25 protein-coding genes are annotated in these 22,560 nt (G+C 63.3%); 7 read left to right on the top strand and 18 right to left on the bottom strand.

Features of this window, described 5'->3' with window-relative positions; all coding sequences use genetic code 11:
• Positions 1 to 4 precede the first annotated feature (4 nt).
• Positions 5 to 1,732 (bottom strand): urocanate hydratase, encoded by a 1,728-nt coding sequence (gene hutU, locus LDP01_RS20280; RefSeq protein ID WP_224094924.1) that lies wholly within the window; start codon positions 1,730 to 1,732, stop codon positions 5 to 7.
• A 207-nt stretch (positions 1,733 to 1,939) separates the two neighbouring features.
• Between hutU and LDP01_RS20275 the strand changes: the two genes are divergently transcribed.
• Positions 1,940 to 2,428 carry an SRPBCC family protein gene (locus tag LDP01_RS20275; protein WP_224094923.1) on the top strand — a complete coding sequence of 163 codons (489 nt, stop codon included), beginning with the start codon at positions 1,940 to 1,942 and terminating at the stop codon, positions 2,426 to 2,428.
• Between the two features lie 23 nt (positions 2,429 to 2,451).
• Here the strand turns inward: LDP01_RS20275 and LDP01_RS20270 are convergent, their stop codons facing one another.
• The 3 genes from LDP01_RS20270 to LDP01_RS20260 form a co-directional block, all read right to left on the bottom strand.
• Complete coding sequence (locus LDP01_RS20270; protein WP_224094922.1) at positions 2,452 to 3,258, bottom strand: IclR family transcriptional regulator; 807 nt, start codon at positions 3,256 to 3,258, stop codon at positions 2,452 to 2,454.
• 173 nt (positions 3,259 to 3,431) lie between these two features.
• Positions 3,432 to 5,042, bottom strand: coding sequence for an ABC transporter permease (locus tag LDP01_RS20265; RefSeq protein ID WP_224094921.1), 1,611 nt, complete (start codon positions 5,040 to 5,042; stop codon positions 3,432 to 3,434).
• A gap of 13 nt (positions 5,043 to 5,055) precedes the next feature.
• The gene (locus LDP01_RS20260) at positions 5,056 to 6,042 is read right to left on the bottom strand and encodes an ABC transporter ATP-binding protein (RefSeq protein WP_224094919.1); all 987 of its coding nucleotides are present in this window, start codon (positions 6,040 to 6,042) and stop codon (positions 5,056 to 5,058) included.
• Between the two features lie 187 nt (positions 6,043 to 6,229).
• Between LDP01_RS20260 and LDP01_RS20255 the strand changes: the two genes are divergently transcribed.
• On the top strand, positions 6,230 to 7,666 hold the full coding sequence (locus tag LDP01_RS20255; RefSeq protein ID WP_224094917.1) for an amino acid permease: 1,437 nt from the start codon (positions 6,230 to 6,232) through the stop codon (positions 7,664 to 7,666).
• A gap of 76 nt (positions 7,667 to 7,742) precedes the next feature.
• Here LDP01_RS20255 and LDP01_RS20250 read toward each other — a convergent pair whose 3' ends face one another.
• Together LDP01_RS20250 and LDP01_RS20245 are read right to left on the bottom strand one after the other, a co-directional pair.
• A complete protein-coding gene (locus tag LDP01_RS20250) occupies positions 7,743 to 8,492 on the bottom strand; it encodes a 3-hydroxybutyrate dehydrogenase (RefSeq protein ID WP_224094915.1) in 750 nt (249 codons plus the stop codon).
• A 4-nt stretch (positions 8,493 to 8,496) separates the two neighbouring features.
• The gene (locus LDP01_RS20245; protein WP_224094913.1) at positions 8,497 to 9,894 is read right to left on the bottom strand and encodes an MFS transporter; all 1,398 of its coding nucleotides are present in this window, start codon (positions 9,892 to 9,894) and stop codon (positions 8,497 to 8,499) included.
• A 149-nt stretch (positions 9,895 to 10,043) separates the two neighbouring features.
• On the opposite strand from LDP01_RS20245, the gene LDP01_RS20240 reads away from it, so the two are divergent.
• On the top strand, positions 10,044 to 10,934 hold the full coding sequence (locus tag LDP01_RS20240; protein ID WP_224094911.1) for a LysR family transcriptional regulator: 891 nt from the start codon (positions 10,044 to 10,046) through the stop codon (positions 10,932 to 10,934).
• Here LDP01_RS20240 and LDP01_RS20235 read toward each other — a convergent pair.
• Positions 10,923 to 11,840, bottom strand: a complete 918-nt coding sequence (locus LDP01_RS20235; RefSeq protein WP_224094909.1) for a spermidine synthase — start codon at positions 11,838 to 11,840, stop codon at positions 10,923 to 10,925. The genes LDP01_RS20240 and LDP01_RS20235 overlap by 12 nt on opposite strands.
• Positions 11,841 to 11,959: 119 nt before the next feature.
• On the opposite strand from LDP01_RS20235, the gene LDP01_RS20230 reads away from it, so the two are divergent.
• The gene (locus tag LDP01_RS20230) at positions 11,960 to 12,202 is read left to right on the top strand and encodes a hypothetical protein (RefSeq protein WP_224094907.1); all 243 of its coding nucleotides are present in this window, start codon (positions 11,960 to 11,962) and stop codon (positions 12,200 to 12,202) included.
• 18 nt (positions 12,203 to 12,220) lie between these two features.
• On the opposite strand, the gene LDP01_RS20225 is transcribed toward LDP01_RS20230, so the two are convergent.
• The 3 genes from LDP01_RS20225 to LDP01_RS20215 are packed head-to-tail and all read right to left on the bottom strand — an operon-like array spanning position 12,221 to position 13,771.
• The gene (locus LDP01_RS20225) at positions 12,221 to 12,724 is read right to left on the bottom strand and encodes a GNAT family N-acetyltransferase (protein ID WP_224094905.1); all 504 of its coding nucleotides are present in this window, start codon (positions 12,722 to 12,724) and stop codon (positions 12,221 to 12,223) included.
• 3 nt (positions 12,725 to 12,727) lie between these two features.
• Positions 12,728 to 13,399: an O-methyltransferase gene (locus tag LDP01_RS20220; protein ID WP_224094904.1), complete on the bottom strand. Its 672-nt coding sequence runs from the start codon at positions 13,397 to 13,399 to the stop codon at positions 12,728 to 12,730.
• 39 nt (positions 13,400 to 13,438) lie between these two features.
• A complete protein-coding gene (locus LDP01_RS20215; protein WP_224094903.1) occupies positions 13,439 to 13,771 on the bottom strand; it encodes a thiamine-binding protein in 333 nt (110 codons plus the stop codon).
• A 92-nt stretch (positions 13,772 to 13,863) separates the two neighbouring features.
• Between LDP01_RS20215 and LDP01_RS20210 the strand changes: the two genes are divergently transcribed.
• Complete coding sequence (locus tag LDP01_RS20210; RefSeq protein WP_224094902.1) at positions 13,864 to 14,493, top strand: TetR/AcrR family transcriptional regulator; 630 nt, start codon at positions 13,864 to 13,866, stop codon at positions 14,491 to 14,493.
• A 3-nt stretch (positions 14,494 to 14,496) separates the two neighbouring features.
• On the opposite strand, the gene LDP01_RS20205 is transcribed toward LDP01_RS20210, so the two are convergent.
• From LDP01_RS20205 to LDP01_RS20190, 4 genes are read right to left on the bottom strand one after another with little or no spacing between them, the layout of a single operon-like run.
• Positions 14,497 to 14,808 carry an AzlD domain-containing protein gene (locus tag LDP01_RS20205; protein WP_224094901.1) on the bottom strand — a complete coding sequence of 104 codons (312 nt, stop codon included), beginning with the start codon at positions 14,806 to 14,808 and terminating at the stop codon, positions 14,497 to 14,499.
• Entirely contained in the window at positions 14,805 to 15,581 is a 777-nt protein-coding gene (locus tag LDP01_RS20200; RefSeq protein ID WP_224094900.1) for an AzlC family ABC transporter permease, read from the bottom strand. Before LDP01_RS20200 ends, LDP01_RS20205 begins: the two co-directional genes overlap by 4 nt.
• A complete protein-coding gene (locus tag LDP01_RS20195; RefSeq protein WP_224094899.1) occupies positions 15,578 to 16,012 on the bottom strand; it encodes a DoxX family protein in 435 nt (144 codons plus the stop codon). Before LDP01_RS20195 ends, LDP01_RS20200 begins: the two co-directional genes overlap by 4 nt.
• Positions 16,013 to 16,055: 43 nt before the next feature.
• Positions 16,056 to 16,946: a glycerophosphodiester phosphodiesterase gene (locus tag LDP01_RS20190; RefSeq protein ID WP_224094897.1), complete on the bottom strand. Its 891-nt coding sequence runs from the start codon at positions 16,944 to 16,946 to the stop codon at positions 16,056 to 16,058.
• Positions 16,947 to 16,995: 49 nt separating this feature from the next.
• On the opposite strand from LDP01_RS20190, the gene LDP01_RS20185 reads away from it, so the two are divergent.
• A complete protein-coding gene (locus LDP01_RS20185) occupies positions 16,996 to 18,351 on the top strand; it encodes a DUF445 domain-containing protein (RefSeq protein WP_224094895.1) in 1,356 nt (451 codons plus the stop codon).
• A 5-nt stretch (positions 18,352 to 18,356) separates the two neighbouring features.
• Here LDP01_RS20185 and LDP01_RS20180 read toward each other — a convergent pair whose 3' ends face one another.
• The 4 genes from LDP01_RS20180 to LDP01_RS20165 form a co-directional block, all read right to left on the bottom strand.
• Positions 18,357 to 19,562 (bottom strand): Fic family protein, encoded by a 1,206-nt coding sequence (locus tag LDP01_RS20180; RefSeq protein WP_224094892.1) that lies wholly within the window; start codon positions 19,560 to 19,562, stop codon positions 18,357 to 18,359.
• Positions 19,563 to 19,683: 121 nt separating this feature from the next.
• On the bottom strand, positions 19,684 to 20,496 hold the full coding sequence (locus tag LDP01_RS20175) for a 5-oxoprolinase subunit C family protein (protein WP_224094890.1): 813 nt from the start codon (positions 20,494 to 20,496) through the stop codon (positions 19,684 to 19,686).
• Between the two features lie 47 nt (positions 20,497 to 20,543).
• Positions 20,544 to 21,293 (bottom strand): LamB/YcsF family protein, encoded by a 750-nt coding sequence (locus tag LDP01_RS20170; RefSeq protein ID WP_224094888.1) that lies wholly within the window; start codon positions 21,291 to 21,293, stop codon positions 20,544 to 20,546.
• Entirely contained in the window at positions 21,277 to 22,098 is an 822-nt protein-coding gene (locus LDP01_RS20165; RefSeq protein ID WP_224094886.1) for a hypothetical protein, read from the bottom strand. The genes LDP01_RS20170 and LDP01_RS20165 overlap by 17 nt, the downstream gene beginning before the upstream one ends.
• Positions 22,099 to 22,308: 210 nt before the next feature.
• Between LDP01_RS20165 and LDP01_RS20160 the strand changes: the two genes are divergently transcribed.
• Complete coding sequence (locus tag LDP01_RS20160; protein ID WP_224094884.1) at positions 22,309 to 22,473, top strand: hypothetical protein; 165 nt, start codon at positions 22,309 to 22,311, stop codon at positions 22,471 to 22,473.
• Positions 22,474 to 22,560 lie beyond the last annotated feature (87 nt).

Raw genomic sequence — 22,560 nt, 5'->3', positions numbered from 1 at the left:
GTTCTTACTTCTCGTTCATGGGGATGCGGACGCCGCGTTCGTTGGCGACTTCGACGGCGCGGTCGTAGCCGGCGTCGACGTGGCGGATGACGCCCATGCCGGGGTCGTTGGTCAGGAGCCGTTCGAGCTTCTCCGCGGCCAGGTCGGTGCCGTCAGCGACGGAAACCTGCCCGGCGTGCAGGGACCGGCCGATACCCACCCCGCCGCCGTGGTGGATCGAGACCCAGGTAGCACCCGAGGAGGTGTTGATCAGGGCGTTCAGCAACGGCCAGTCAGCGATCGCGTCGGACCCGTCGGCCATGGACTCGGTCTCCCGGTACGGGGACGCCACCGAGCCGGAGTCCAGGTGGTCACGGCCGATCACGATCGGGGCCTTGACCTTGCCCTCGGCGACGAGCTGGTTGAACAGCAGCCCGGCCTTGGCCCGTTCGCCGTACCCGAGCCAGCAAATACGCGCCGGCAAGCCCTCGAACTCCACCCGCTCCTGGGCCGCGTCGATCCACTTGTGCAGGTGCTTGTTCTCCGGGAACAACTCCTTGATCGCCTCGTCCGTGACCCTAATGTCTTCCGGGTCCCCGGACAGGGCAACCCAGCGGAACGGGCCCAGGCCCTCGCAGAACAACGGACGGATGTAGGCCGGGACGAACCCGGGGAACTCGAACGCCCGCTCGTAGCCGCCCTTGCGTGCCTCGTCCCGGATCGAGTTGCCGTAATCAAACACCTCGGCCCCGGCGTCCTGGAACTCCACCATCGCCTGCACCTGCCGGGCCATCGAGGCCTGGGCCTTCTTCGTGAACCCTTCCGGATCCGCCTCAGCCTCCGTGGGCCACTCCGCCACGGTGATGCCCTCCGGCAGGTACGACAACGGGTCATGCGCGGATGTCTGGTCGGTGACCACATCGAAGGTCACGTCCCCGGCCTTGTGGCGGCGAAGCAGTTCCGGGAACACCTCAGCGGCGTTGCCCACATACCCCACCGACCAGCCACGACGCTCGGCCTTCGCGGCCTGGACCTTCGCGATCGCCGCGTCCAGATCCGTTTCAACCTCGTCCAGGTACCGCTTGCCCGCCCGGCGACGCAAACGGGTCTCGTCCACATCCACGATCAAGCACGCACCATCATTCAACGTCACCGCCAGCGGCTGCGCACCACCCATGCCACCACACCCACCGGTCAGGGTCAGCGTCCCCGCCAGGGGACCCTCGGACGAGCCTTCCGGGGCGGGGGCCGGGTGGCGTCCCTCCGCGGCGAGCTTGTTCCCCACCGCGGCGAACGTCTCATACGTGCCCTGCAGGATGCCCTGCGTGCCGATGTAAATCCAGGACCCGGCAGTCATCTGCCCGTACATCATCAGGCCCTCGGCCTCGAGCCGGCGGAACTCCGGCCACGTTGCCCAGTCCCCCACCAGGTTCGAGTTCGCGAGCAGGACACGGGGAGCCCACTCATGAGTGCGGAACACACCCACCGGCTTGCCCGACTGCACCAGGAGGGTTTCGTCCTTCTCCATCGTTTCCAGGGTGCGGGTAATCGCATCAAACGCAGCCCAGGAACGCACCGCACGGCCCGTACCCCCGTACACCACCAAGTCATCCGGACGCTCAGCAACCTCCGGATCAAGGTTGTTCATCAACATGCGCAACGGTGCCTCGGTCTGCCACGACTTGGCAGTAAGCTCAGTACCCCGCGCGGCCTTAACCGGACGGGCACCAGTAGTGAAATCGGCGGGTGCCATGATGACTCCTTCGTCTTTGGGAAGTGTGTAGTGGAAAGTTCTTCTGCTTCTACTAAAGCTCCTTTACGAGGCCCCAGGAATGGCTTTTCAACTGGTGCTGTCCGGGATTACAGACGCATGCCGCCCTTCGCCCTTCCTCCGCCCAAGCGTCCTGGTGAAGTACGGCCAGCCCTCGCATTCGCGCGAGAAGGAGCGCATGCTGGACCCATGGCAACGTTCCGAGTGACTACCTTGGTTGCGGCTCCGCCCGAGCGGGTTTTCGCGACCTGGACGGATCCGGACCGGTTCCAGGAATGGATCGGCGGAGTCACCCGCGTGACCGATCGCACCGGCTCGATCGACCAGGTCGGCAGCCGCTACACGGTGTGGTTCGGGCGGATGGCCAGCCCCACGGAGATCCTCGCCGTCGAACGGCCCTGGCACATCCGGACACGGTTCGGCAACGCGATCCTCAAGGGCGAGTCGGATGTGAGGTTTGCTCCCGAGGCAGGCGGCACGCGCATCCACCAGGAGTTCGTAACCCGGGGATTCATCGCGGCGATCTTCGGGCGGATTTTCGCCATGGGATCCTACCGGGGCAGCTTCCGCGGTGAGCTGGAGACCTTCCGCAGACTCGTCGAGCGCGAGGCCACGGAACCGGGCACGCTGAAGCCCGGCGAACCGAAGCCCGGCGAACCGAAGCCGCGTGGCGACTAGGGCGGATCAACTATGCGAAGGGCCTAGCCAGCCGGTCGTCCGTGAATGCGTACCGACAGTTCGTCGGCAGCCTTGCGGATGCGCGCAGCCAGTACCGGCCATTGCTCAGCCGGCACTTTGTCCTCCAGGAACGTAACGGCGACTGCCGCCGTCGGCCATCCCACATGGTCAGTCACAGCGGCGGCGATAGAGCCGAATCCAGGCGTGATCTCGCCGTTTTCCGTGGCGTAGCCACGCTGCCGCACCTGGTCCAGATGGGAGGACAAGGCGGAGTACTTCATGATCGGGAATTCGACCTCGTGGCGCGATGTGAACGCGGCGGCGTTCGGGTACAGGGCGCGAACCTGTGACTTTGGCAGTGCGGCCAGGATCGCGCGGCCCGAGGCAGTGAGGTGGCTGGGCAGGCGGACTCCGACGTCGGTCACCAGGCTTGGGCGGTTCTTGGCACGTTCCTCCACGATGTAAAGGACGTCGCGGCCGTGAAGCACGGCGAGGTGCGCGCTTTCGCCGATCGCGTCCACGAGCGAGGCCAGCATGGGCCGGCCGAGACGCGACAAGGGCTCCTGCCGCGAATAGGCCGAGCTGAGCTCGAAGGCGCTGATGCCGAGTCCATAGCGCTGCTCTTCGTGCAGATGCAGGACGAAGCCGTTGGCCTCCATGACAACGAGCAGGTGGTAGACGCTGGAGCGGGGCAGGCCGAGCGCCGTCGCAATATTCGACGCCGCCATCGGCCCCCGGCGTGAGGCCAGAAGTTTCAGGATGCGCAGCGTATTTTCGGCGGCAGGGACCTTGGACGTGGCCTTGCCTGGTGCCAGTGGCGTGGTTGTCATGGTTCCTCACTGCTCAAGACTGCTGAAGGGGACACAGTCCAGCCTCTCCCGGCCCGACGTGTCCGGTATCCCGTACTCAAGCGTGCCCTCTTAATCGGCGCTGCGCCAGCCCGCACTTCCACTACGGTGTCTGAAATACCAGACTTAACTATGGTCCTCAGTTTGGGGGCGGTTCAGGCAGTGCCAACCTCTCGACGCCGCACGGCAACGAACGCGAACACCACAAGCGCCGCGCCAATCCCGAGCATCCAAAAGCCGCCGCTCCAATCGGTTCCGCTGGTGGTAACCACAGGCGAGTGCGTGAACGGAGACAGGTCCCTGAGCGACTTGTCGAAGCCAAGCATTCCGCCGTAGATCCCCAGCACCACGCCCAACGCCAGCAACGCCCAGCCCACCGGAACAGTAGCCCGGGGAAAGGTAACAAAAACCGCCGCGGGCAACGCCAGGTAGAGCAGGGCAGCCGGGATTTGAGCCCCGGCGGTTTCCCATACGTTGCCCACTTCAACAACTGATTCACCGGAGACCAGCAAGGAATACCAGGCACCGAACGCCGCGAACACCATAACGAGCACCACCGAGGCCGCACCGAGGCCGAGGAAGCTGCCAAACCAACGAATGCGCCCCAGCGGTTCCGAAAGCACCAACCCGGCTGTGCCCGCCACTTCTTCCTGCCGCAATCGCAGAACGGCCTGGAGTCCGCAGGCCGCCGCCAGGATGCCACCAATTTCAAAAAGGACAGCGATGACCAGCTGCGTCATGGATGTGCCTTGCGCCTCGATCATGGCCCTAAGGATCGCTGTGACGGAGGAATTCGTGATGCTGACCTGCTGGATGGCAGCGCCGAGGGCGCCGGTGAGCAGGCCTGCGATGAACCCGCCAATGCACCAGCTGACGATAGCGCCCTGCTGGAGTCGCAGTGCCAGGGCGAAGGGTCCGCGGAGTGAGCGGCGGGCGTCCGTCCGGCCACGTCGTCCAGCCAGCACGCTTGCGCCAACATCGCGCCTGGACATGACGACGGCGGTAAGCGAGGCGCATACGACGCCGAGGCCCAGCGGCAACAGCAGGGGCCACAATCGGTTTCCGGTGTAGGCAAAAGTCTGTTGTCCCCAACCGATGGGCGAAACCCAGCTCGGCCAAGCTGCCGTGACAGTGAGGCCGTCCTGGCTGACCTCGCCGGTCGCGTCCCCGAAACCACGCAAAAGATAGGCAGCCACCACCAGCCCCGCCGCCGCTCCGTTTGCCCCACGCGAGGTGCTCATGAACTCGGACGCGAGCAATCCGACCGTGAGAAACGCCAATCCAATGGCTCCGGCCGCAAATCCGGCAACCAGCGAGCCCGCAGCATCGAGCCCGCCGGCCACAAAGCCGAACGAGACCGCCGCGGCCACCAGTACGTTTGCAGCGAGCCCATGAGTCATGGTCGCCGCAAGCGGCATCCAACGTCCCGCAGCCGTGGAGGCGACGAGCTCGGCCCGGCCCGCTTCCTCTTCGGCGCGCGTATGCCGCACCGCCAGGAAGGTATTCATCAAACCGGCAAGGACACCCAGGAAGGCGAAGATCTGGAAAAACGTAAACGCGTCCAGGGCAGGACCGCGGACCAAGCCGCGGAGTATCAAGATAGCCGGGGTGGCCGTGGCAATATGCAGGATCTCGGCGCGGGAAGCATCGTCACCATATGCCAAGGCCACCGCTGTTGTGGCGAAGTAGGCGAGTGCACCGATGGAAGCAACCCAGCTCAGGAGCTGCCAACGATCGCGGCGGAGTCGTTGCCAATACAGATCCACGAAGCGGTTCATCTTAGAGGCCCGTCTTGGCGGGCGGCCGACGCCGCCGATGGTGAGTGCCGCCGTCGGCCTTCACTTCTTCTGTTTGGGATGGAAGGGCAACGCCATAGTGCCGGAGGAACAACTCTTCAAGCGACGGTGGAGCGACCAGGAGGCCCTGCACACCCAGACGGCCAAGAATCGGCAGGACCTCGTGGACACGATCCGAATCGGCGCTGAACTTGACCCGCCCTGCGGCCACCGTGAGGTCGTGGACCTGGGAAAGGCTTTGGAAGGCCCCGAGATCCACCTGGTCCTGCGCGAAAGAGATCCCGGTACGCGTCAGGTGACGCAGGGAGTCAAGCGTCCCGCCGTCCACTATTCGGCCTGCACGGATGATGCTCACACTGTCGGCCAGCTGTTCCACCTCGGAGAGGATGTGGCTGGAGAGGAGGACAGTAGCTCCTTTCTCACCGACGAGCCGGCGAATCTCGCGGGTAAAGACGGCCTCCATCAGGGGATCCAGACCGCTTGTCGGCTCGTCCAGAAGGTAGACCTCGGCGTCGGCAACCAGGGCTGCGATGAGCGCAACTTTCTGGCGGTTTCCCTTGGAGTAGGCACGGCCCTTCTTGGTGGGGTCAAAGTCGAAGAGCTGGCACAAACGCTCCTTTCGGCGTCGATACTCCGCCCGATCCGTCCCGCCGTCACGAAGCCGGGAAAGGAAATCGATGGTCTCTCCCCCAGAGAGATTCGGCCAGATGCTGACGTCGCCCGGGACGCTGGCAACACGCCGATGCAGTTCGACGGCGTCTGCCCATGGGTGCATTCCGAGGACGCTTGCACTGCCGGACGAGGCCCGGGCCAGGCCCAGCAGGATACGCAGCGTGGTGGACTTCCCTGCACCGTTGGGGCCGAGGAAGCCATGGACTTGCCCCGCAGGGACTTCGAGGTCGAGGCCGTCCAATGCCTTGACCCGGCCGAAGTTCTTATGGAGATCGACGGTCTGGATGACAGGGTCCATGGAGCCGACGTTACGCAGGATCAGCGTCCCTGTGAAGGAAGGGAGCTGGTCCGGCCCGGAGCGCGGCTGTGACTCCTGTCGCACTGTCTGCGATCAAAGACACCAAACCCCCGTGAGGCCAATCACAAGGCTGCCAAAAGTGATGTGCTGGTTAGCGATCCCCTCCCAAAGACGAGAAGGTTTTACCATGCAACAAACCACGCTGGCTTCGAAGGACACAGTCCTCCAAGCCGCCGGTACGGCACTGAGCCGTGGCCTCAACGTCCGCCACATCCGCTTCATGGCACTCGGATCCGCAATCGGCACAGGACTGTTTTACGGTTCCGCGTCCGCCATACAGAAAGCCGGCCCGGCCGTCCTTCTGGCCTACATCATTGGCGGCGCAGCTGTCTTCATGGTGATGCGTGCGCTCGGCGAAATGGCCGTCCGGCACCCCGTGTCCGGCTCGTTCGGCCAATACGCGAGCAAGTACCTTGGACCGTTCGCCGGCTTCGTGACCGGCTGGACGTATGTGTTCGAGATGGCCATTGTCGCAATCGCCGATGTCACTGCCTTCAGCATCTACATGGGCTTCTGGTTCCCGCAGGTGGACCGCTGGATCTGGGTTCTCGCGATCATTCTCTTCCTGGGTGCCATGAACCTGTTGAGCGTGAAGGTCTTCGGTGAACTGGAGTTCTGGTTCTCGCTGATCAAGGTGGTGGCCATCATCGCCATGATCGTCGGAGGCGCGGCAATCGTCGTCTTCGGCTTCCAGACGGGCGACGGCGACGGTGTGGCACCGGGGTTGGGGAACCTGGTTCATCACGGCGGTTTGTTCCCGAACGGTTTCGAAGGGCTCCTGGCCGCGTTCGCCGTCGTGATGTTCGCCTTCGGTGGGATCGAGACAATCGGCATTACCGCTGGCGAAGCAGCCGACCCCAAGAAGGTCATTCCGCAGGCAGTCAACACTGTGCCGGTCCGCGTCCTGTTGTTCTACGTCCTGACCCTGGGCGTGTTGATGAGCATCTTCCCGTGGAACGAAATCGGCAGCAGCGGTAGCCCGTTCGTGCAGATCTTCGACGGCCTGGGCATCCCTGCTGCTCCGCACATCCTCAATGCAGTGGTCATCACTGCCGCGTTGTCCGCGATCAACAGCGACATCTTCGGAGCCGGGCGCATCCTGTTCGGCCTTGCCCAGCAAGGTCATGCTCCGAAGAGCTTCGGCAAGATCTCCCGGCACGGCGTCCCCTGGATGACCGTGGTGATGATGGGCGGCATCCTCCTTGTGGGCGTCGTGTTGAACGCTGTGATCCCGGAAGACGTGTTCGTGCTGATCGCCTCGATAGCCACGTTTGCCACGGTGTGGGTTTGGGTGATGATCCTTGCTTCGCACGTTGCCATGAAGCGGGAGATCAAGCGCAAGGGGCTTCCGGCGTCGGAATTCGGTTCGCCCCTGTGGCCGGCCGCGTCCATCCTGACCATGGCGTTCATGGCCATGGTGATCGTGATCCTCGGGGTCTTCGAGGACACCCGGGTTGCACTCTATGTTGGGGGCACATGGCTTGTGCTGCTGTTCGTCGCTTACAAGCTATGGGTCCGCGGTGGCGGCCTGCGACGTGCGGAGCTCGTGGACGAAACCGTCTAGGAACCCCACGCCCAAGTGACAGTTAATGCCAATGTTCGCGCAGAACATTGGCATTAACTGTCACCTCGCGGACCAACTACCTCGCCGACCAACCACCGTCCATGGTGTAGCTCGCGCCGGTGACCATGCCGGCGTCGTCGGATGCCATCCAGGCTGCCAACGACGCCACTTCCTCAACCTCCACCAGCCGCTTTACCGCCGACTCCGTCAGCATCACTTTGGCCAAGACCTCGGCCTCTGGGATGCCGTGGAGCCGGGCTTGATCGGCGATCTGGCGTTCCACCAAGGGCGTGCGGACGTATCCGGGGTTGATGCAGTTGGACGTCACTCCGTGCTCGCCGCCCTCCAAAGCAGTGACCTTGCTGAGGCCCTCCAGCCCATGCTTTGCGGAGACGTAGGCGCTCTTGTAGGCCGAAGCCCGGAGCCCGTGAACCGAGGAGATGTTGATGATCCGGCCGAACCCGTTGGCGTACATATGCGGGAGCGCGGCACGGATGAGGAGGAACGGGGCCTCCAGCATCAGCGCGAGTATCCGCCTGAATTCAGCAGGTTCGAACTCCTCGATCGGTGCTACTTTCTGGATTCCGGCGTTGTTGACCAGGATGTCGCAGTCGAGGCTGAGGGCAGCCAGGGCGTCGACGTCCAGCAGGTCCACGGTCCACGCCGTACCGCCCAGCTCGTCGGCGAGGGCCGCAGCTCCGGAGGCATCGACGTCGGCCACTACGACTTTCGCGCCGCGTGCGGCGAGCGCCCGGGCGCAGGCCGCCCCGATTCCGCTGGCACCGCCGGTGACCAGTGCTTTGCGTCCGTTCAAGGAGTTGTCCATGGAATCAGCCTTTCGCTGCGGTGCCGGCAGCTGAAGTAGCCAGTCCGTGCCGGACGGCGTCGGCTTCGTCCACGTCCTGGAGCGCGATGCCCTTGGTTTCCTTCAGCGACACGACTGCGACGACGGTGATAGCGCAGGCGACGACGAGGTAGATCGCGGTGGGGAGCCAGGAGCCGGTGTCCTTGAGCCACTGAGTAGCCAGGAGCGGGGCGAGCGAGCCAGCGAAGATCGATGTAACCTGCGAGCCGAGGGACACACCGGAGTAGCGCATGCGGGTGGGGAAGAGCTCGGACATGATGGCGGGCTGCCCTGCGTACATGAAGGCGTGCAGGCACAGGCCGATGGTCACGGCCAACACGATGACGACGGCGTTTTTGGTATCGAACATGGGGAACGCGAAGAACGGCCATGTTGCGCCGGCGATCGCTCCCGCCAGGTACACGGGCTTGCGACCCCAGGCGTCCACGAGCCGCCCGACCTGCGGGATGACCAGGAAGTGGATCACGTGCGCAATGAGCAATGCCAGCAGGAGCGATGAGGTGTCGTACTTGTGGACGCTCTTGAGGTACACGATCGCGAAGCTGACCACGAGGTAATACATGATGTTCTCTGCGAAGCGAAGTCCCATGGCCTGCAGGATGCCCTTGGGGTATTTGCGGATGACCTCGCCGACGCCGTAGCTGATGGCCTTCGATTCCTCCACCTGTGCCTTGGCCTCGAGGAAGATGGGTGCTTCGGTGACGTGGGTGCGGATGTAGTAGCCGACGAAGACGATCACTGCGGACAGCCAGAATGCGACCCGCCAGCCCCAACCGAGGAATGCCTCGCTGCTGAGGGTGGTGGACATGATGAACAGGACCAGCGTAGCCAGGAGGTTGCCCACGGGAACTGCTGCCTGCGGCCAGGATGACCAGAAGCCGCGCGACTTGTTGGGGCTGTGTTCAGCTACCAGGAGCACGGCACCTCCCCACTCGCCACCGAGCGCGAAGCCCTGAATGAAGCGGAGCGCCACCAGCATGGCCGGTGCCCAGTAGCCCAGCTCGGCGAAGCCGGGGAGGCAGCCCATGAGGAACGTCGAGACGCCCACGATCACAATGGTCAGCTGGAGCGTGGGCTTGCGGCCGAGCTTGTCACCGATCTGGCCGAAGACGATTCCGCCCAGCGGGCGGGCCACGAAGCCAACCGCGTAGGTCAGAAACGCCTGGATGATGCCGTCCAGTTCGTTGCCGGTGCTCGGGAAGAAGTACTTGCCGAAAACCAGTGTCGCGGCGGTGGCGTAGAGAAAGAACTCGTACCACTCCACCACTGTGCCCACCATGGACGCAGCGACGATCTTCTTAAGGCCGGAGCCCTTGCCGGATTCGTTCCCGGCCTTTGATGTGGAGCGCTGCTCTACGCTCATATCCATCTCCTCAGTGTCCTCGTTGACCCTTTTGACAGTGCCCTGATGCATGCTGTGATCCACAACACGAAATGCTCCACTGAGTATTACTGCAGATTCATCAGGCCTCAATGACCAAACCGGCACCAAGTGTGTGCAGAATTGCAGATATGAACCCCAATCCGGATGATCTCCTCATCCTCCTCGCCGTATCACGCTCAGGAAAATTCACGACGGCGGCACAGGCCCTGGGCTTGAACCACACCACCGTTTCGCGCAGGATAGCGGCCCTCGAGAAGGCACTGGGCGGCCGCGTCCTCGCCCGCGCCGCTGGTGGCTGGGAAGTGACGGAGTTGGGGGCAGAGGCGGTACTGGTCGCCGAACGCATTGAAACTGCGGTGGGCGCGCTGGGACCCAGCGACGGCGCACCCGACCCCATTGCCGGCGTCGTACGCATGACCGCAACCGATGGTTTCAGCGCCTACATAGCCGCCCCGGCAGTAGCCCGCCTTCGGCGCGACCACCCAGGGCTCAGCGTTGAGATTGTCACCGTCACCCGCAGGGCGCTTCAGCAACGCTCCGGCCTGGACATCGAGGTGGTGGTGGGGACGCCGCAGGTCCACCGGGCAGAAGCAATAAGGCTCGGCGAGTACCGGCTGGGGATGTACGCCTCCCGCACATACTTGGCCGATAACGGCACGCCCCGGAGCATCGAGGAACTGACACAGCATCAGTTGGTCTACTTTGTGGACTCCATGCTCCAAGTGGACGATCTGGACGCACCAAGGAGGCTGGTCCCGTCCATGCGCGATGGACTGAGCTCCACCAACGTGTTCGTGCATGTGGAGGCGACGAGAGCCGGCGCGGGCGTGGGCTTCCTGCCTTGCTTCATGGCCGATCGTCACGCAGATTTGGTGCGGCTCCTGCCGTCTGACTTCGCGGAGCTGCTCCCCTACTGGATGGTCCTCCGCCCGGACTCCATGCGCCGCCCCGCAGTGGCCGCCGTCGTCCAGGCCCTGCGCGAGGAGACGGAGCGCCGCCGGGAGGAGCTACTCGGGTGAAGCTGCCGGCGGATCGTGGCGAACCGGCGTCCCGGCGGCGAAGGCCCGCACTTGGGCGTCGTTCCAGATGTGTGCAGGGACGGCCCCGCCCAAGAGCTTGCGGGCAAGGGTTGGGTCGTCGCCGAATGGCACGTGGCTGCCGGCCATGATCATGTTCCCGTAGCGGCGGCCCTTGAGCATGGCGGGGTCGGCGATGATCATGGTGTGCTCAAAAGTGTCGGCGATGGTGGCAGCATCAGCGCGTGCATTCTTCAGATCCGGGGCGTCGCCCGAATTGACCACGTACAAGCCATCGGGGGCCAGGACGGCGTCGGCGTGGGCGTTGAATTCGCGGGTGGTGAGGGCGCGTGGCGTGAAAGCTCCGGCGAAGACGTCCCTGATGATGAGGTCCCGCGTACCAGGGGTCAGGGACTCGGTCACTGCACGCGCTTCACCGACGCGGATCCGGAGCAAGGGCGCCTTGGGGAGTTCGAACCAGCCACGGACGTAGTCGGCGAGCTTTCGATCGAGCTCCACCACCACCTGCCGCGCATCCGGGTATGCGGCGTTGAAGTATCGCGCCATGGAACAGGCTCCCCCACCCAGGTGCAGGGCCCGCAGCTTTGGCTTTGCCTCCCGCGGCCATCTCGATTCCACCAGCGCAGCAATCCAGCGCATGTATTCGAAGTCAAGGAACAATGGATCGGCGAGGTCAATGTGAGAGCTCAGCACGCCGTTGATCTTCAGGAGCCAGCCGTTGTTGTTGTCAGGATCGGGAAGCAGTTCGCAGTCGCCGGTGTCAATGTAATAGACGCCTGCTACCGGACCGTCAGGACGGGTGCCGCCAGGCAGCTCAATGACTCCCGCCGTCGACCTTCCCGCCCGGCCGGACTTGCTTGCCTTGCTGGATTTACCGGATTTCGCCACTAAAACCGCCCTGCCTGAGTCATGGCTCCAGCCTAGTGGAGTCGCGCATCATCGCGTTCCATCGAAGCATTTAATAAGGATGCTTACCACTTAGCGTCATTGGGCCATAAGATCTCTTCATGGAAGCTTTGGGATCGGTTTGGGTGGAGGTGTTTACGGTCGCGTTCGCCTGGCTGACCGTGGTCTGCCTACTGATTGCGCGGGTGCCCAAACCGCCCAGCCTCCTGGAGGAACCGCCCGAGGACGACCACCCCGGCACCGCGCAACCCGCACCCGGCGCACGCCAAGGACGGCTACGGCATCTCCTGCCCAGGCCGCGGGCAGCCAGGCGCCCCAGGCCGCGCCATCATGAACACGCCTGAAGGCAAGGAGTCCCAACCTTAAAGCCCGACGGCGGGACGTACCATCCGATGTTCCGGCAGTAAGTACCACGAGGGATCGCACAGCTGCCGCTTGCCATCGGGCGCGAAGCCGTTGCGACGGTAGAAGGCCTGGGCCCGCGGATTATCATCGAGGACCCACAGATAGGCCGGACCATCACCCAAGAGCTCGTCCACCAGCGCCTGGCCTACGCCGCGGCCATGGACCCGCTGCAGTGTGTACAGCATGAACAGCTCCACGTCACAGGGGCTATCCTCATCCCTGCCCGGTCCTGAAGCCGCGATTCCTACCAATTCACCATCGGGATCATGGGCCAGCATTCGCGGATGGCCTGCCGCGATCAAGGCCCTGTACCGCTCGATCCTCTCTGGCAGGGCAGCTTCCTGCTTCGCGAAGAATTCCGGCGGCAGCAAATGCCCATAGCTCTCCCGCCAAGACTGGACATGCATGATGGTCATGGCTTCGGCGTCCTCAACAGTTGCCGGGCGCAGCGTGAAATCCATCGGCTACCTCACTCTGGCGATAGCGAAACCGTCCCAGCCCTTGCTGCCCACAGTCTGGATTGCCGTGGAGTCAAGACGTGGGTCCTGGCCAAGCATTTCCAAGGCCTTGACGATTCCCGGCGCGTTCACCTCGTCCCGCGCGGGCTCCAGGATGGAGCCGTCCCAGATGACGTTGTCGATCACGATTACCGTGCCGGTATGGCCAAGACGGATTGCCCAGTCAAGATAATTGGGGTCGTTCTCCTTGTCCGCGTCGATGAACACAAAATCGAACGATTCCTCGCCCACCAATGTGGGCAGCGTGTCCAACGCGGCACCTACCCTGATGTCCACCTTGTGCCCCACCCCGGCCGCGTCCACGTTCGCCCGTGCAACGTCAGCATGCTTTTGGAGGTACTCGCACGTCACCAGCCGGCCGTCGTCGGGAAGTCCCTGGGCCATCCAGATACTGCTGAAACCGGCCAACGTACCAATCTCCAGGACGTGCCTGGCTCCGGACAACTGCACGAGCATCTTGAGCAGCTTGCCGGCATTCGGCGCCACTTCTATCTGTGGCATGCCCGCCTCGACTGCAGATGCCAGGGCGCGCTTGTGGGCAGGATCAGGACGCACGACGACGTCAGTCAGGTAATGCTCGACGTCAATCCAACCGGGTTCAGCCACGTGTTCAATCATGGCCCCCAGTCTTGCACTGGTCACTGACCGGGGAAAGAGCTAATCCGTGGTGGAAATAGCCTCTTCCAGACGCTCTACCTTGCCGGTCAGTTCACCGCTATAACCGGGCCGGATGTCCGCTTTGATCACCAAGGAGACGCGACTGCCAAAGCGGCCGACGGCCTCCGTCGCCCGCTTAACGACGTCAAAGACCTCATCCCATTCGCCTTCGATGGTGGTGAACATGGAGTCCGTCTGGTTCGGCAATCCGGACTCCCGGACGATCTTGACCGCGGCGGCCACGGCATCGTGCACGGAGGCGTCGGGGGTGGGTCCGCCGTTGGTGGCGGAAGCGGGCTGGCCTGAAGGGGCGACTGAGAATGCAAGCAACATGAAATCCAGTGTTTCACGTACTGGTTTGTCACATAACGGCCTACTCCCGCGTAACAAAGGCTCAACCCCTGTCCGTTGCTACCCTGACAAGCATGGAACAGCCCTCTGAACGCAAGCCCCTCAGGGCCGACGCTGCACGAAATGTGGACAAAATCATCACCGCAGCGCGGCAGTGCTTCCGGGAACACGGCCCCGAAGTTCCCCTGCAGACCATCGCGGCCACGGCAGGAGTTGGTCCGGCTACGCTGTTCCGCAACTTCTCCGATAAAGAACAATTGGTACTTGCGGCCCTGTCCCGCCAACTTCGCCAGCATGTAGATCCCGTCGCGGACGCGTCCCTCGAAGGCATGGACGCCGCCGAGGGTCTCATCAACGTCATCGATGCCGTCATGGGAGTGGCGAGCGAAGACGCCAACCTGCTCGACGCCGTCGCGGGCCGGCGCGGACTCCTCATGGGCATTACCGGCGGCCTTATCGGCTCCATGGCCACGCTCCTGGAGCGCGGTCAGGGTCAGGGTTCGCTGCGCCGCGATATCACCATCGAGGACATGGTCCGGCTCCTTGCCATGCTGATCGGTGCCGTAGACACCATGGAACCCGGGTCCGAAGCCTGGAAGCGTCCCGTGGCGCTCATTGAAGACGCTATCCGGACAGAACGTCCGTCCCGCCCGCTCCCGGAACAATCACCCATCCCGGGCGTCACGCTCACGGACGACGTCTAGCAGCTAGCCCCAACCGAGCAACCTCAGGAGTGCTGCTGCGGCAGCACCCGAGATAACCACCTCCAGGAACGGCGCGCGAAGCCAAAGAGCGACGGCGGCTGCCGCCAATGCGCCAATGCGTGCGTCCAAAACGAGCCCCTGTCCTGAAGCGAGGGCGTTGACCACTGTCAGGGACGCCAGCAGCCCAATGGTCATGGTGCCTGCGATATGCATAATCCTCGGGCTCTGCAGCAGCTTGGCCGGGACAAAATAGCCCACCAGCTTGGTCAGGTACGCAAGCGCACAGGCGATGAGGATCCAGAGCCAGAGGTTCATTCGTTCCCCCTGCCGGCAGTGTGGTTATCTCCGTGTCCCTGCTTGCGCGCGTATGGATCTACGTCCGGCTCAAGGCCCTCGTCCATCCGCGCGTGGCTGAACCAACCGATCACGCCGGCCACCAGCGCAGCCACCAAAATGGGAACTCCCGAGGGAACAAACGGCACGGCGAGAATCGTCGCAAGTGCACACGCCGCAGCGATGGCCCACGGTTCGCGTCCCTTAAGCCGCGGCCACAGCAATGCCAGGAACGCAGCAACCGCAGCACCGTCCAAGCCCCACTGTTTGGGATCGCCCATGGCGTCGCCGGCCAGCGCACCAATGGCAGTAAAGATATTCCAGAGAATGAATATTCCGATGCCGGCTGTCCAAAAACCGCGGCGTTGCTCGTCGAGATCCGACTGGCCGGACGCCGTCGCTGTTGACTCGTCAATCGTCAGGTGGGCTGAGATGTATCGCCGCCATCCATGTGGACGCAGCATGGCATTGATCTGCATGCCATATATTCCGTTGCGCAGCCCCAGCAAAGCGCTGGCCGTCATCGCTGCTGCCCCGGATCCCCCACCCGCCACTACGCCGATGAACGCGAACTGCGAACCTCCACTGAACAGCAAAAGACTCAGCATCATGGTTTGCCAGAAATCGAAGCCTGACGCCACAGAAAGGGCGCCGAAGGACACCCCATAAAGGCCCGTGGCAATGCTCAGCGACAGGGCAATCTTGAAAGCTGGCGAATCCCTGAGTTTCAAGGGAACTGCTGGACCTCCACTCACTTCCGCAGGCTCCAGGACCACAGGATGAGCGGAACCTGAAGCGGCAATCTCAGCGTGTGGATGCGTCGCTGGCTGGGCGTGCCGTTGGGACCATATGCACGGCGGAGGGCATCAATATGCCCTGCAAGGAATACGGTAAACATGGCTGTCGTGGCGTCCGCAGCCACTTTGCGGGTGGCTGGGATGAGGAGCCCGACGGCGGCAGTCGCCTCGAGCAGGCCGCTGGAAGCGACCCATTCCTCACGGGACATAAGAGCCAGTGGACCATTTGGCTGGCTCCCCGGCTCGTCGCTGCGGCACAGGTAATCAGGCACAACCGGGTAGTAGAACCCAGGGGTGCGGAAATGCTTCATGGCACTGGCCAGGAGAAGTGCGCTCAGACCGATTGCGGAAGTGGTTTGGGTGGCACGGGCTGACCAGCGGAATGACATGAGACCACTCAATCACAAGCGCGGTGGGGCCCAAAGTTCGGTGTTATCTGCTTGGGACCTGAAGCTGGGCCAGGACCTGCGCGGGTTTGTTCGTGGTGATCTCATGGATGCCCAGCCCCTGGCACAGAGCTACGTCCTTCTCCGAGTCCACGGTCCAGACCCTGAATACCCTGCCGGATTCCAGCCAGCGTTGGACGTTGCGGGCGTGTTCCCGCACGTAGTCGATGCCTGGTCCGGCAATTCCTACCTCGCCGTGATCAAGAATGCGTTCAGCCTCCAACTGGGTTGCCTTCATGACGTTGGCCACCGCACCTGCCGTGATCGGACCCAGGCCCAGCTCTTGCCGAAGCTCCTGCACCGAAAAGTTGTCCACCAACTGGCAAATGTACTGGGCTGGAACCTTCTTCAGCAGGTGTTGGATCGAATCGGAATCGAAGCTCATGAAAGAGACCTGGATGTTCTCAAGCCGCGACTCCCCGGGTATCCATCCCTCACTGAGCAGCACGTCCAGAACCCTGTCCTCAAGGTTGAGCTGGTAGGGGCTGGGGTGCTTGAGCTCGATCGCCAAACCGATCTCGCGCCCCGCGCCACGCAGAATGTCCAGCAGTTCCGGCAAGGTAAGGAATTGATCAGCGATCCCGCCGTAGGCATCCGGTATCCGGGCGCCCTTCCAGGAGGAGAAGTCCAAGGCCCGGAGTTCCTCAAGGGTCTTCTCCGAGACCGGGCCGGTGCCGGTGGAAGTACGGTCCAGGTTGGCATCATGCAGAAGGACGACGTGCTGGTCCCGGGTCAAGTGGACATCGCACTCAACGCCATCAGCTCCGTCAGCAATCGCCTTGAGGTAGGCCGCACGGGTGTGTTCCGCGAACGCAGCACTGGCGCCGCGGTGTGCGTAGACCTTGGGCCGGCGAGGGGCCAAATCGTCGCTAGTCATGCAGCCACGGTAGCCCACGCGGCTGCACGCACGGGGCTACGCTGGGCTAATGCAGGTGAACTCTGAACAAATCCCGGCCGAAGACCTCACCAACCAAGCCCAGCCAGCCCAAGCGACAGCTTCCGGAGCCACTCAACGGGGGTCCGCCGTCGTCGGCCGCTCCGCGGGAGACGAGGAAAAGGCAGCGGCTCTGCGCCGCATGAAACGGCTGGCCCTGGCGCTGTTGATAGGCATGGCCATTGTGTTCATGCTGGCGTTCGCTTTCCAGAAGCAGTACCTGTGGCTCGAGTATGTCAGGGCTGCGGCCGAGGGGGGCATGGTCGGTGCTTTGGCTGACTGGTTCGCGGTCACGGCGCTGTTCAAGTACCCCATGGGCTTGAAGATCCCGCATACAGCCATCATTCCCCGCCGAAAAGACCAGATCGGCGAATCGCTGAGTGAGTTCGTGGAGAGCAACTTCCTGTCACAGGAAGTTGTGCAGGACAAGTTGGCGAGCATTGACATTGCCCGCAAGGCGGGCCGTTGGCTATCCGGACCGGGAGGCGCCGAACGTGTGGCCAAGGAAGGCGGCGCGATGATCCGCGGCGCGTTCACCGTGCTGAACGACGACGACGTGCAAGCAGTTATTGAGGGCATGGTCCGCAAGCACCTGCTCACCCCGCCGTGGGGACCGCCCGTGGGCCGGATGGCGGAACGGATCTTCGCTGACGGGCATCACCACAAGCTGGTGGACCTGCTGGTTGATCGTGCCGCCGATTGGATGGATGCCAACCATGCAACGGTCAACAGGCTGGTTTCGGACCGCTCGCCGGTGTGGGTGCCGACGTTCGTGGATGGGCTGGTGAGCGACAAGGTATACGTCGAACTCCTGAAGTTCGTACGCGCGGTGCAAAATGACCAGAACCATCAAGTGCGCAAATCGATCGACGCATACCTGACGGACCTGGCGCAGGACCTGCAGCATGATCCTGCCATGATCGAGCGCGCCGAGACCATCAAGGCCCAGATCCTTGGCGATCCTGAAGTCCGGGAATTGGCCTCGCGCACCTGGGGAACAGTCAAGAATGCGCTGCTCACCGCCGTCGACGATCCCGACAGCGAACTCAGCCAGCGGTTCAAGAGCGCCGTCCGGGACTTCGGTTCGCGGCTGGTCAACGACGCCGAGCTCGCCGGCAAGATCAACGCCTGGATTGGCGACGCTGCGGGCTACCTCGTGAACACCTACCGATCGGACATCGCAGGCGTCATCTCGGACACCGTTGCCCGATGGGATGCCGAGGAAACGTCCCAGAAGATTGAGCTGCAAGTTGGCAAGGACCTCCAGTACATCCGGATCAACGGAACCGTTGTGGGTGCCTTGGCCGGCCTCGCGATCTTCACGGTGGCGCACCTGCTGTTCGGCTAAGGCCGTCAGTGGCGGATGCGGCGGCCGGACCGTGCAGCGAAGTCGTCCAGCGCTGCGATGATGTCACGTGCCAGCCATACGCTGACCCCACGCACTTTCCCGGCGGGAGTCAGCACCCCAGCCGCTTCCAGCCGTTGCACTGCCCTGTACGCCGTTGCCTGCGAGACCTTGGCGTAATCGGCTGCCATCTCAGCGGTGATTGCGGGCTCGCGAGGCAACAGCTCAAGGACTTTAAGCACGGATTTCTGAGCAGATCCGATCTTTGCGACGAACTCCTTCTGTGCAGTCCGGATGTCCTCCGCCAGCAACCGGCCATTTTCCACGGCGAGCATGGAAGACTCGGCAAAACGCACAATGATGGGCAGGATGTTTCCCTGACGGTAGTCACCCAAGGAGTCGAAGTAGAGCCGGGTATTGGTCAGCAGCCCTGAAGAAACGGGGATGGTTACCTTTTCCGTTACCCCTTTGGCGCGGAGCAAGGCGCTGACGATCGCTCTGCCCGTGCGGCCGTTGCCGTCCGCAAAAGGGTGGATGGTTTCGAACTGTGCGTGTGCCAAGGCAGCTTGAGTCAGAGCGGGGATGTCGTCTCGGCGCATGAACTCGACCAGGTCCTCCATGGCTGCCATAACACGACCGTGATGGGGCGGCACGAACTCCGCTGAGTGGGGTGAGTTGCCCCGGATCCAGACTTGGCTGGCCCGGTATTCCCCAGCTATGACTTGGTCGGATGAAGCCAGCAGGGTGTGATGCATGGCTCCGATATTCTGGACGCTGAGGTCTTCAGACAAGGCAATTGCAGCCTCCATGGCATCCACATTGGACGCAATCAGTGCAGCGTTAGGACTCGAGCGGTCGCCTAATTGCGCCAGCAGGATCTTCCGCGCACCAGCCGTAAGGTTCTCGATCTGGGAACTCGATGCGGACTCACTTCGGAGCAGCAACGCTGCGAACGGCGCAGATTCCTGTCCCAGCTCGGCGTCGAACCGGACCATTTCCACAGTGGCTGCCTCAACAAGCGACTGGGTGCGGGAATCAACCTGAGGGTCGAGGCTGGCAATTTCTGCCGGGATGGCAGCTTCGTAGGGGCCGCGTGCCAAGAGCCGTTGACGCCTGGACGTTCCCGGCTCAGCGTCCGCTGCCCAGGGATGCTCTTCGTGGCTGATTGACGGCCAAGCAAGGCCGCCAAACTCTTCGTCGCGTTCACTGCGCATGGCTCTCCTTGAGAAGATCGACCAGCCCATTTTCTCACGATTCGCTGTTTATGAGAAAATCGAGCCATCTGATTCTCACAATCGAACGCCACTGAGAAAAACGATCGGCGACCTTCTCACGTCACCCCAGCAAATGAACCATCTGTCCCGGCCGTGCTTGGCCCAGCAGATCCAGGTCTTCGTCGCGAACAACTGCGATCACGGGGGACTTGCTCGTCGGCGGGTGGCCGGCAAGCGCAATGACGGGAAAGCCCGACGGCGGCAACAGGACCGAGCCTGAAAGCAACGGTTGTGACTGGGGTACTGGAGTCGTGGCCGGCCCAGTGGCGCCCGCCACCGCCGTCGCACCGGCGGGCTCGAGTGGGCGCCCCACCAACCGGGCACCTACCCGGTCCGATTCCGGCGAGAGGATCCATGGTTCGCTGGTCAACCGAAGCCAGGTACCGGCGTCGTAATTTTCGGCTTGTGGACCCCGCTCCACTCGGGCCACCACCGGACGTTCGGGATCCAGGGCCCGACGCGGGGCGTGGTGTTCCGTCGAAATATTGTGGCCGTGGGCGCGTCCGAAAGTCAGCGTGCCGCCGGCGCGAAGGGGTTCCGCCTGGGGTTCGATGCCACCCTGAACGGCCAGGTAGTACCGGATCCCGAACAGCGCCGGCCCAAACTCCAATACCGCCCCCGGGCTGACGCGGACAGCCTTGTTGAACGGCAGCTCGGAGCCGTTGAGCTTGACCACGCCTTCCGCGCCCGTGATGGCCAAGGCCGAGGCCGTGACGAACCGGAGCCGGAGACCACCCAAAAGTATCTCCAGCCCGCCCGCAGAGTCAGGGTTGCCCAGCATTGCGTTGGCAAGGTGCAGGGAGGCGCGGTCCAGGGCCTGGTCAGGTGCAAGTGCCAAGGTCAAGGGGCCCGGATCAACAGCAACGGCACCCATCAAAACCTCCTCAAGTACCTCGTCTTCAAGGTGAGTTCCAGGACAAACTAGGCGAACGCATCAATTTCCACGCCGGCTTCCTCCAAGCCTGCCCGAACTGCCGCGGCCATGTTCACAGCTCCAGGAGTATCGCCATGGATGCAGAGGGAATCGGCGCTGACCGGGACAATGGTTCCGTCCACGGCCACCACTTCTTTACGCGTTGCCAGCCGAACGGCCTGGGCGACCACCGCGGCGGGGTCGTGCAGCACTGCGCCTTCCTCGGATCGCGGGACCAGTGTGCCGTCAGGAAGGTACGCCCTGTCCACGAATGCTTCCCGGAAGACCGGGTGTCCGGATTCCTCGGCCAGCTTCAGCCAGGCCGAGCCGGGCAATCCCAGCACCGGCAGCCCGGGATCGTAGGCGTGGACTGCGGCCACCACGGCCTCAGCTTGGTCGGGATCGTGGACGATCCTGTTGTACAGCGCGCCGTGCGGTTTGACGTAATCCACGGAAGCCCCCACCGCGTGGGCCATGCCGTCGAGGGCGCCGAGTTGGTACAGGACATCGCCGAACAGTTCGTCGAACGTCATGTCCAATGAGCGCCGGCCGAAGCCGGCCAGGTCACGGTAGCCGACGTGGGCTCCAACGCGAACGTCCAGTTCGAAGGCAGCACGGCAGCTATCCAGCATGGTCAGGGGGTCCCCTGCGTGGAAGCCGCAGGCCACGTTGGCGCTGCTCACGATGCGGAACATCGAGGCGTCGTCGCCCATGGTCCAGGAGCCGAACGACTCCCCCAGATCAGCGTTGAGGTCCACTGTTACCGCCTTCCAGCGTCAGATTGTTGTTGGTCTCGTTGGTGGGTGCGCCTGCCAGCAGTTCGCCGGGGATCGTATCGGGCAGCGGACCAAAGGCTTCCTTGGCAGTTGCGACGACGGCCCGGCCCATCATCAGGTTTCCGGCACCACCCACCACGGCACCAACGCCAAACGGCAGGGCTCGTCCCAGGAACGCGGAGCCTTGCCGCTTCAGGAGGTTCTTCAGGAACGCGCGCTGGATGGCATCGCGAATGACGCCGAAGCCACTGCCGGGAATCTTCTTGGTGAGTGTCGTGCCCCAGGCATTGGTCACGCCCTTGCCTCGTCCAAGGGACTGGCCGCTGAGGGCACCCAGCAGAGACGTGCCTTCCTCGCCGAGCATGATGGCCATGACCATCGTTCTTGCCCGTTCGGGGTCCGTCAGCCGGATGCCGTGGAGCTCCGCCAGTGTTGATGCATAGAGCGCCGTCGTCTCCAGAAACCCGACGGTGGCAAGGGCAGAGAGTCCCAGCGAAGCTGCGGTTCCGATACCGGGAACGACGGCGGTGGCCCCCACGGCAGCTCCCCCGCCGGTGATCGCGGCCAAGTAGTCGCGCTCCAGTTTCGCGGCAAGCTGCGCGGGCGACGCCTTTGGATGCCTGCGCTGCATCCTGCGCAGGTTAGCCAGGACTAGTGGCCGCTGGATTTCGACGGCGCGCAGCAAGACATTGTGCACACCCGGCTTGGTGTTGCCTTGGGCGTCGAATACTGCGTTATGGGCTGTCTCTTGGGCGATTTTCACCGCCGGGTTGGGGCGCTTGGGCATCTTCACCTCTGCATGGCAGTTAGTCGTTTCGCGGAGAACTACTGCGTTCAGCCTATGCCACCCGTAGCTTCGTATGGCCCGTTGAGAGGCCTGTTCTGCGCGTTTCCGGGCGAGGATTCAGCGCAGAGCGGACCTCTCAAGAGAGCCGGGCCGGCGTAGACTTGAGTGCACTCACGGAAGCAGTCCAAGCACGGACAGGGAGTATCCGTAATGAACGCAAACGACAAGACACAGCACATCATCCGGCACCACACCGATGCTCCTGCAGAGGGAGAGACGGAAGGCTGGGTTTCGCACGATACCGGCATCCACAGCCAGGATGCTGCCGAGGGGCCCGATTTCGACGACGACGCCCCGCCGGCGGGCGCTTCATAACTCCGGCTCCTCCCGCACTTACCGCTGGTCGCCTTCAGGGGCGGCCAGCCCTTGGCGTGCGCTAGTCATGAACCCACCGAGCCGGCC

It is taken from the genome of Arthrobacter sp. StoSoilB13 (assembly GCF_019977255.1).
In the GTDB taxonomy this organism is placed as follows: domain Bacteria; phylum Actinomycetota; class Actinomycetes; order Actinomycetales; family Micrococcaceae; genus Arthrobacter.
Note: the sequence above shows the minus strand (reverse complement) of the source record. Positions and strands in the feature narration are given on the sequence as shown.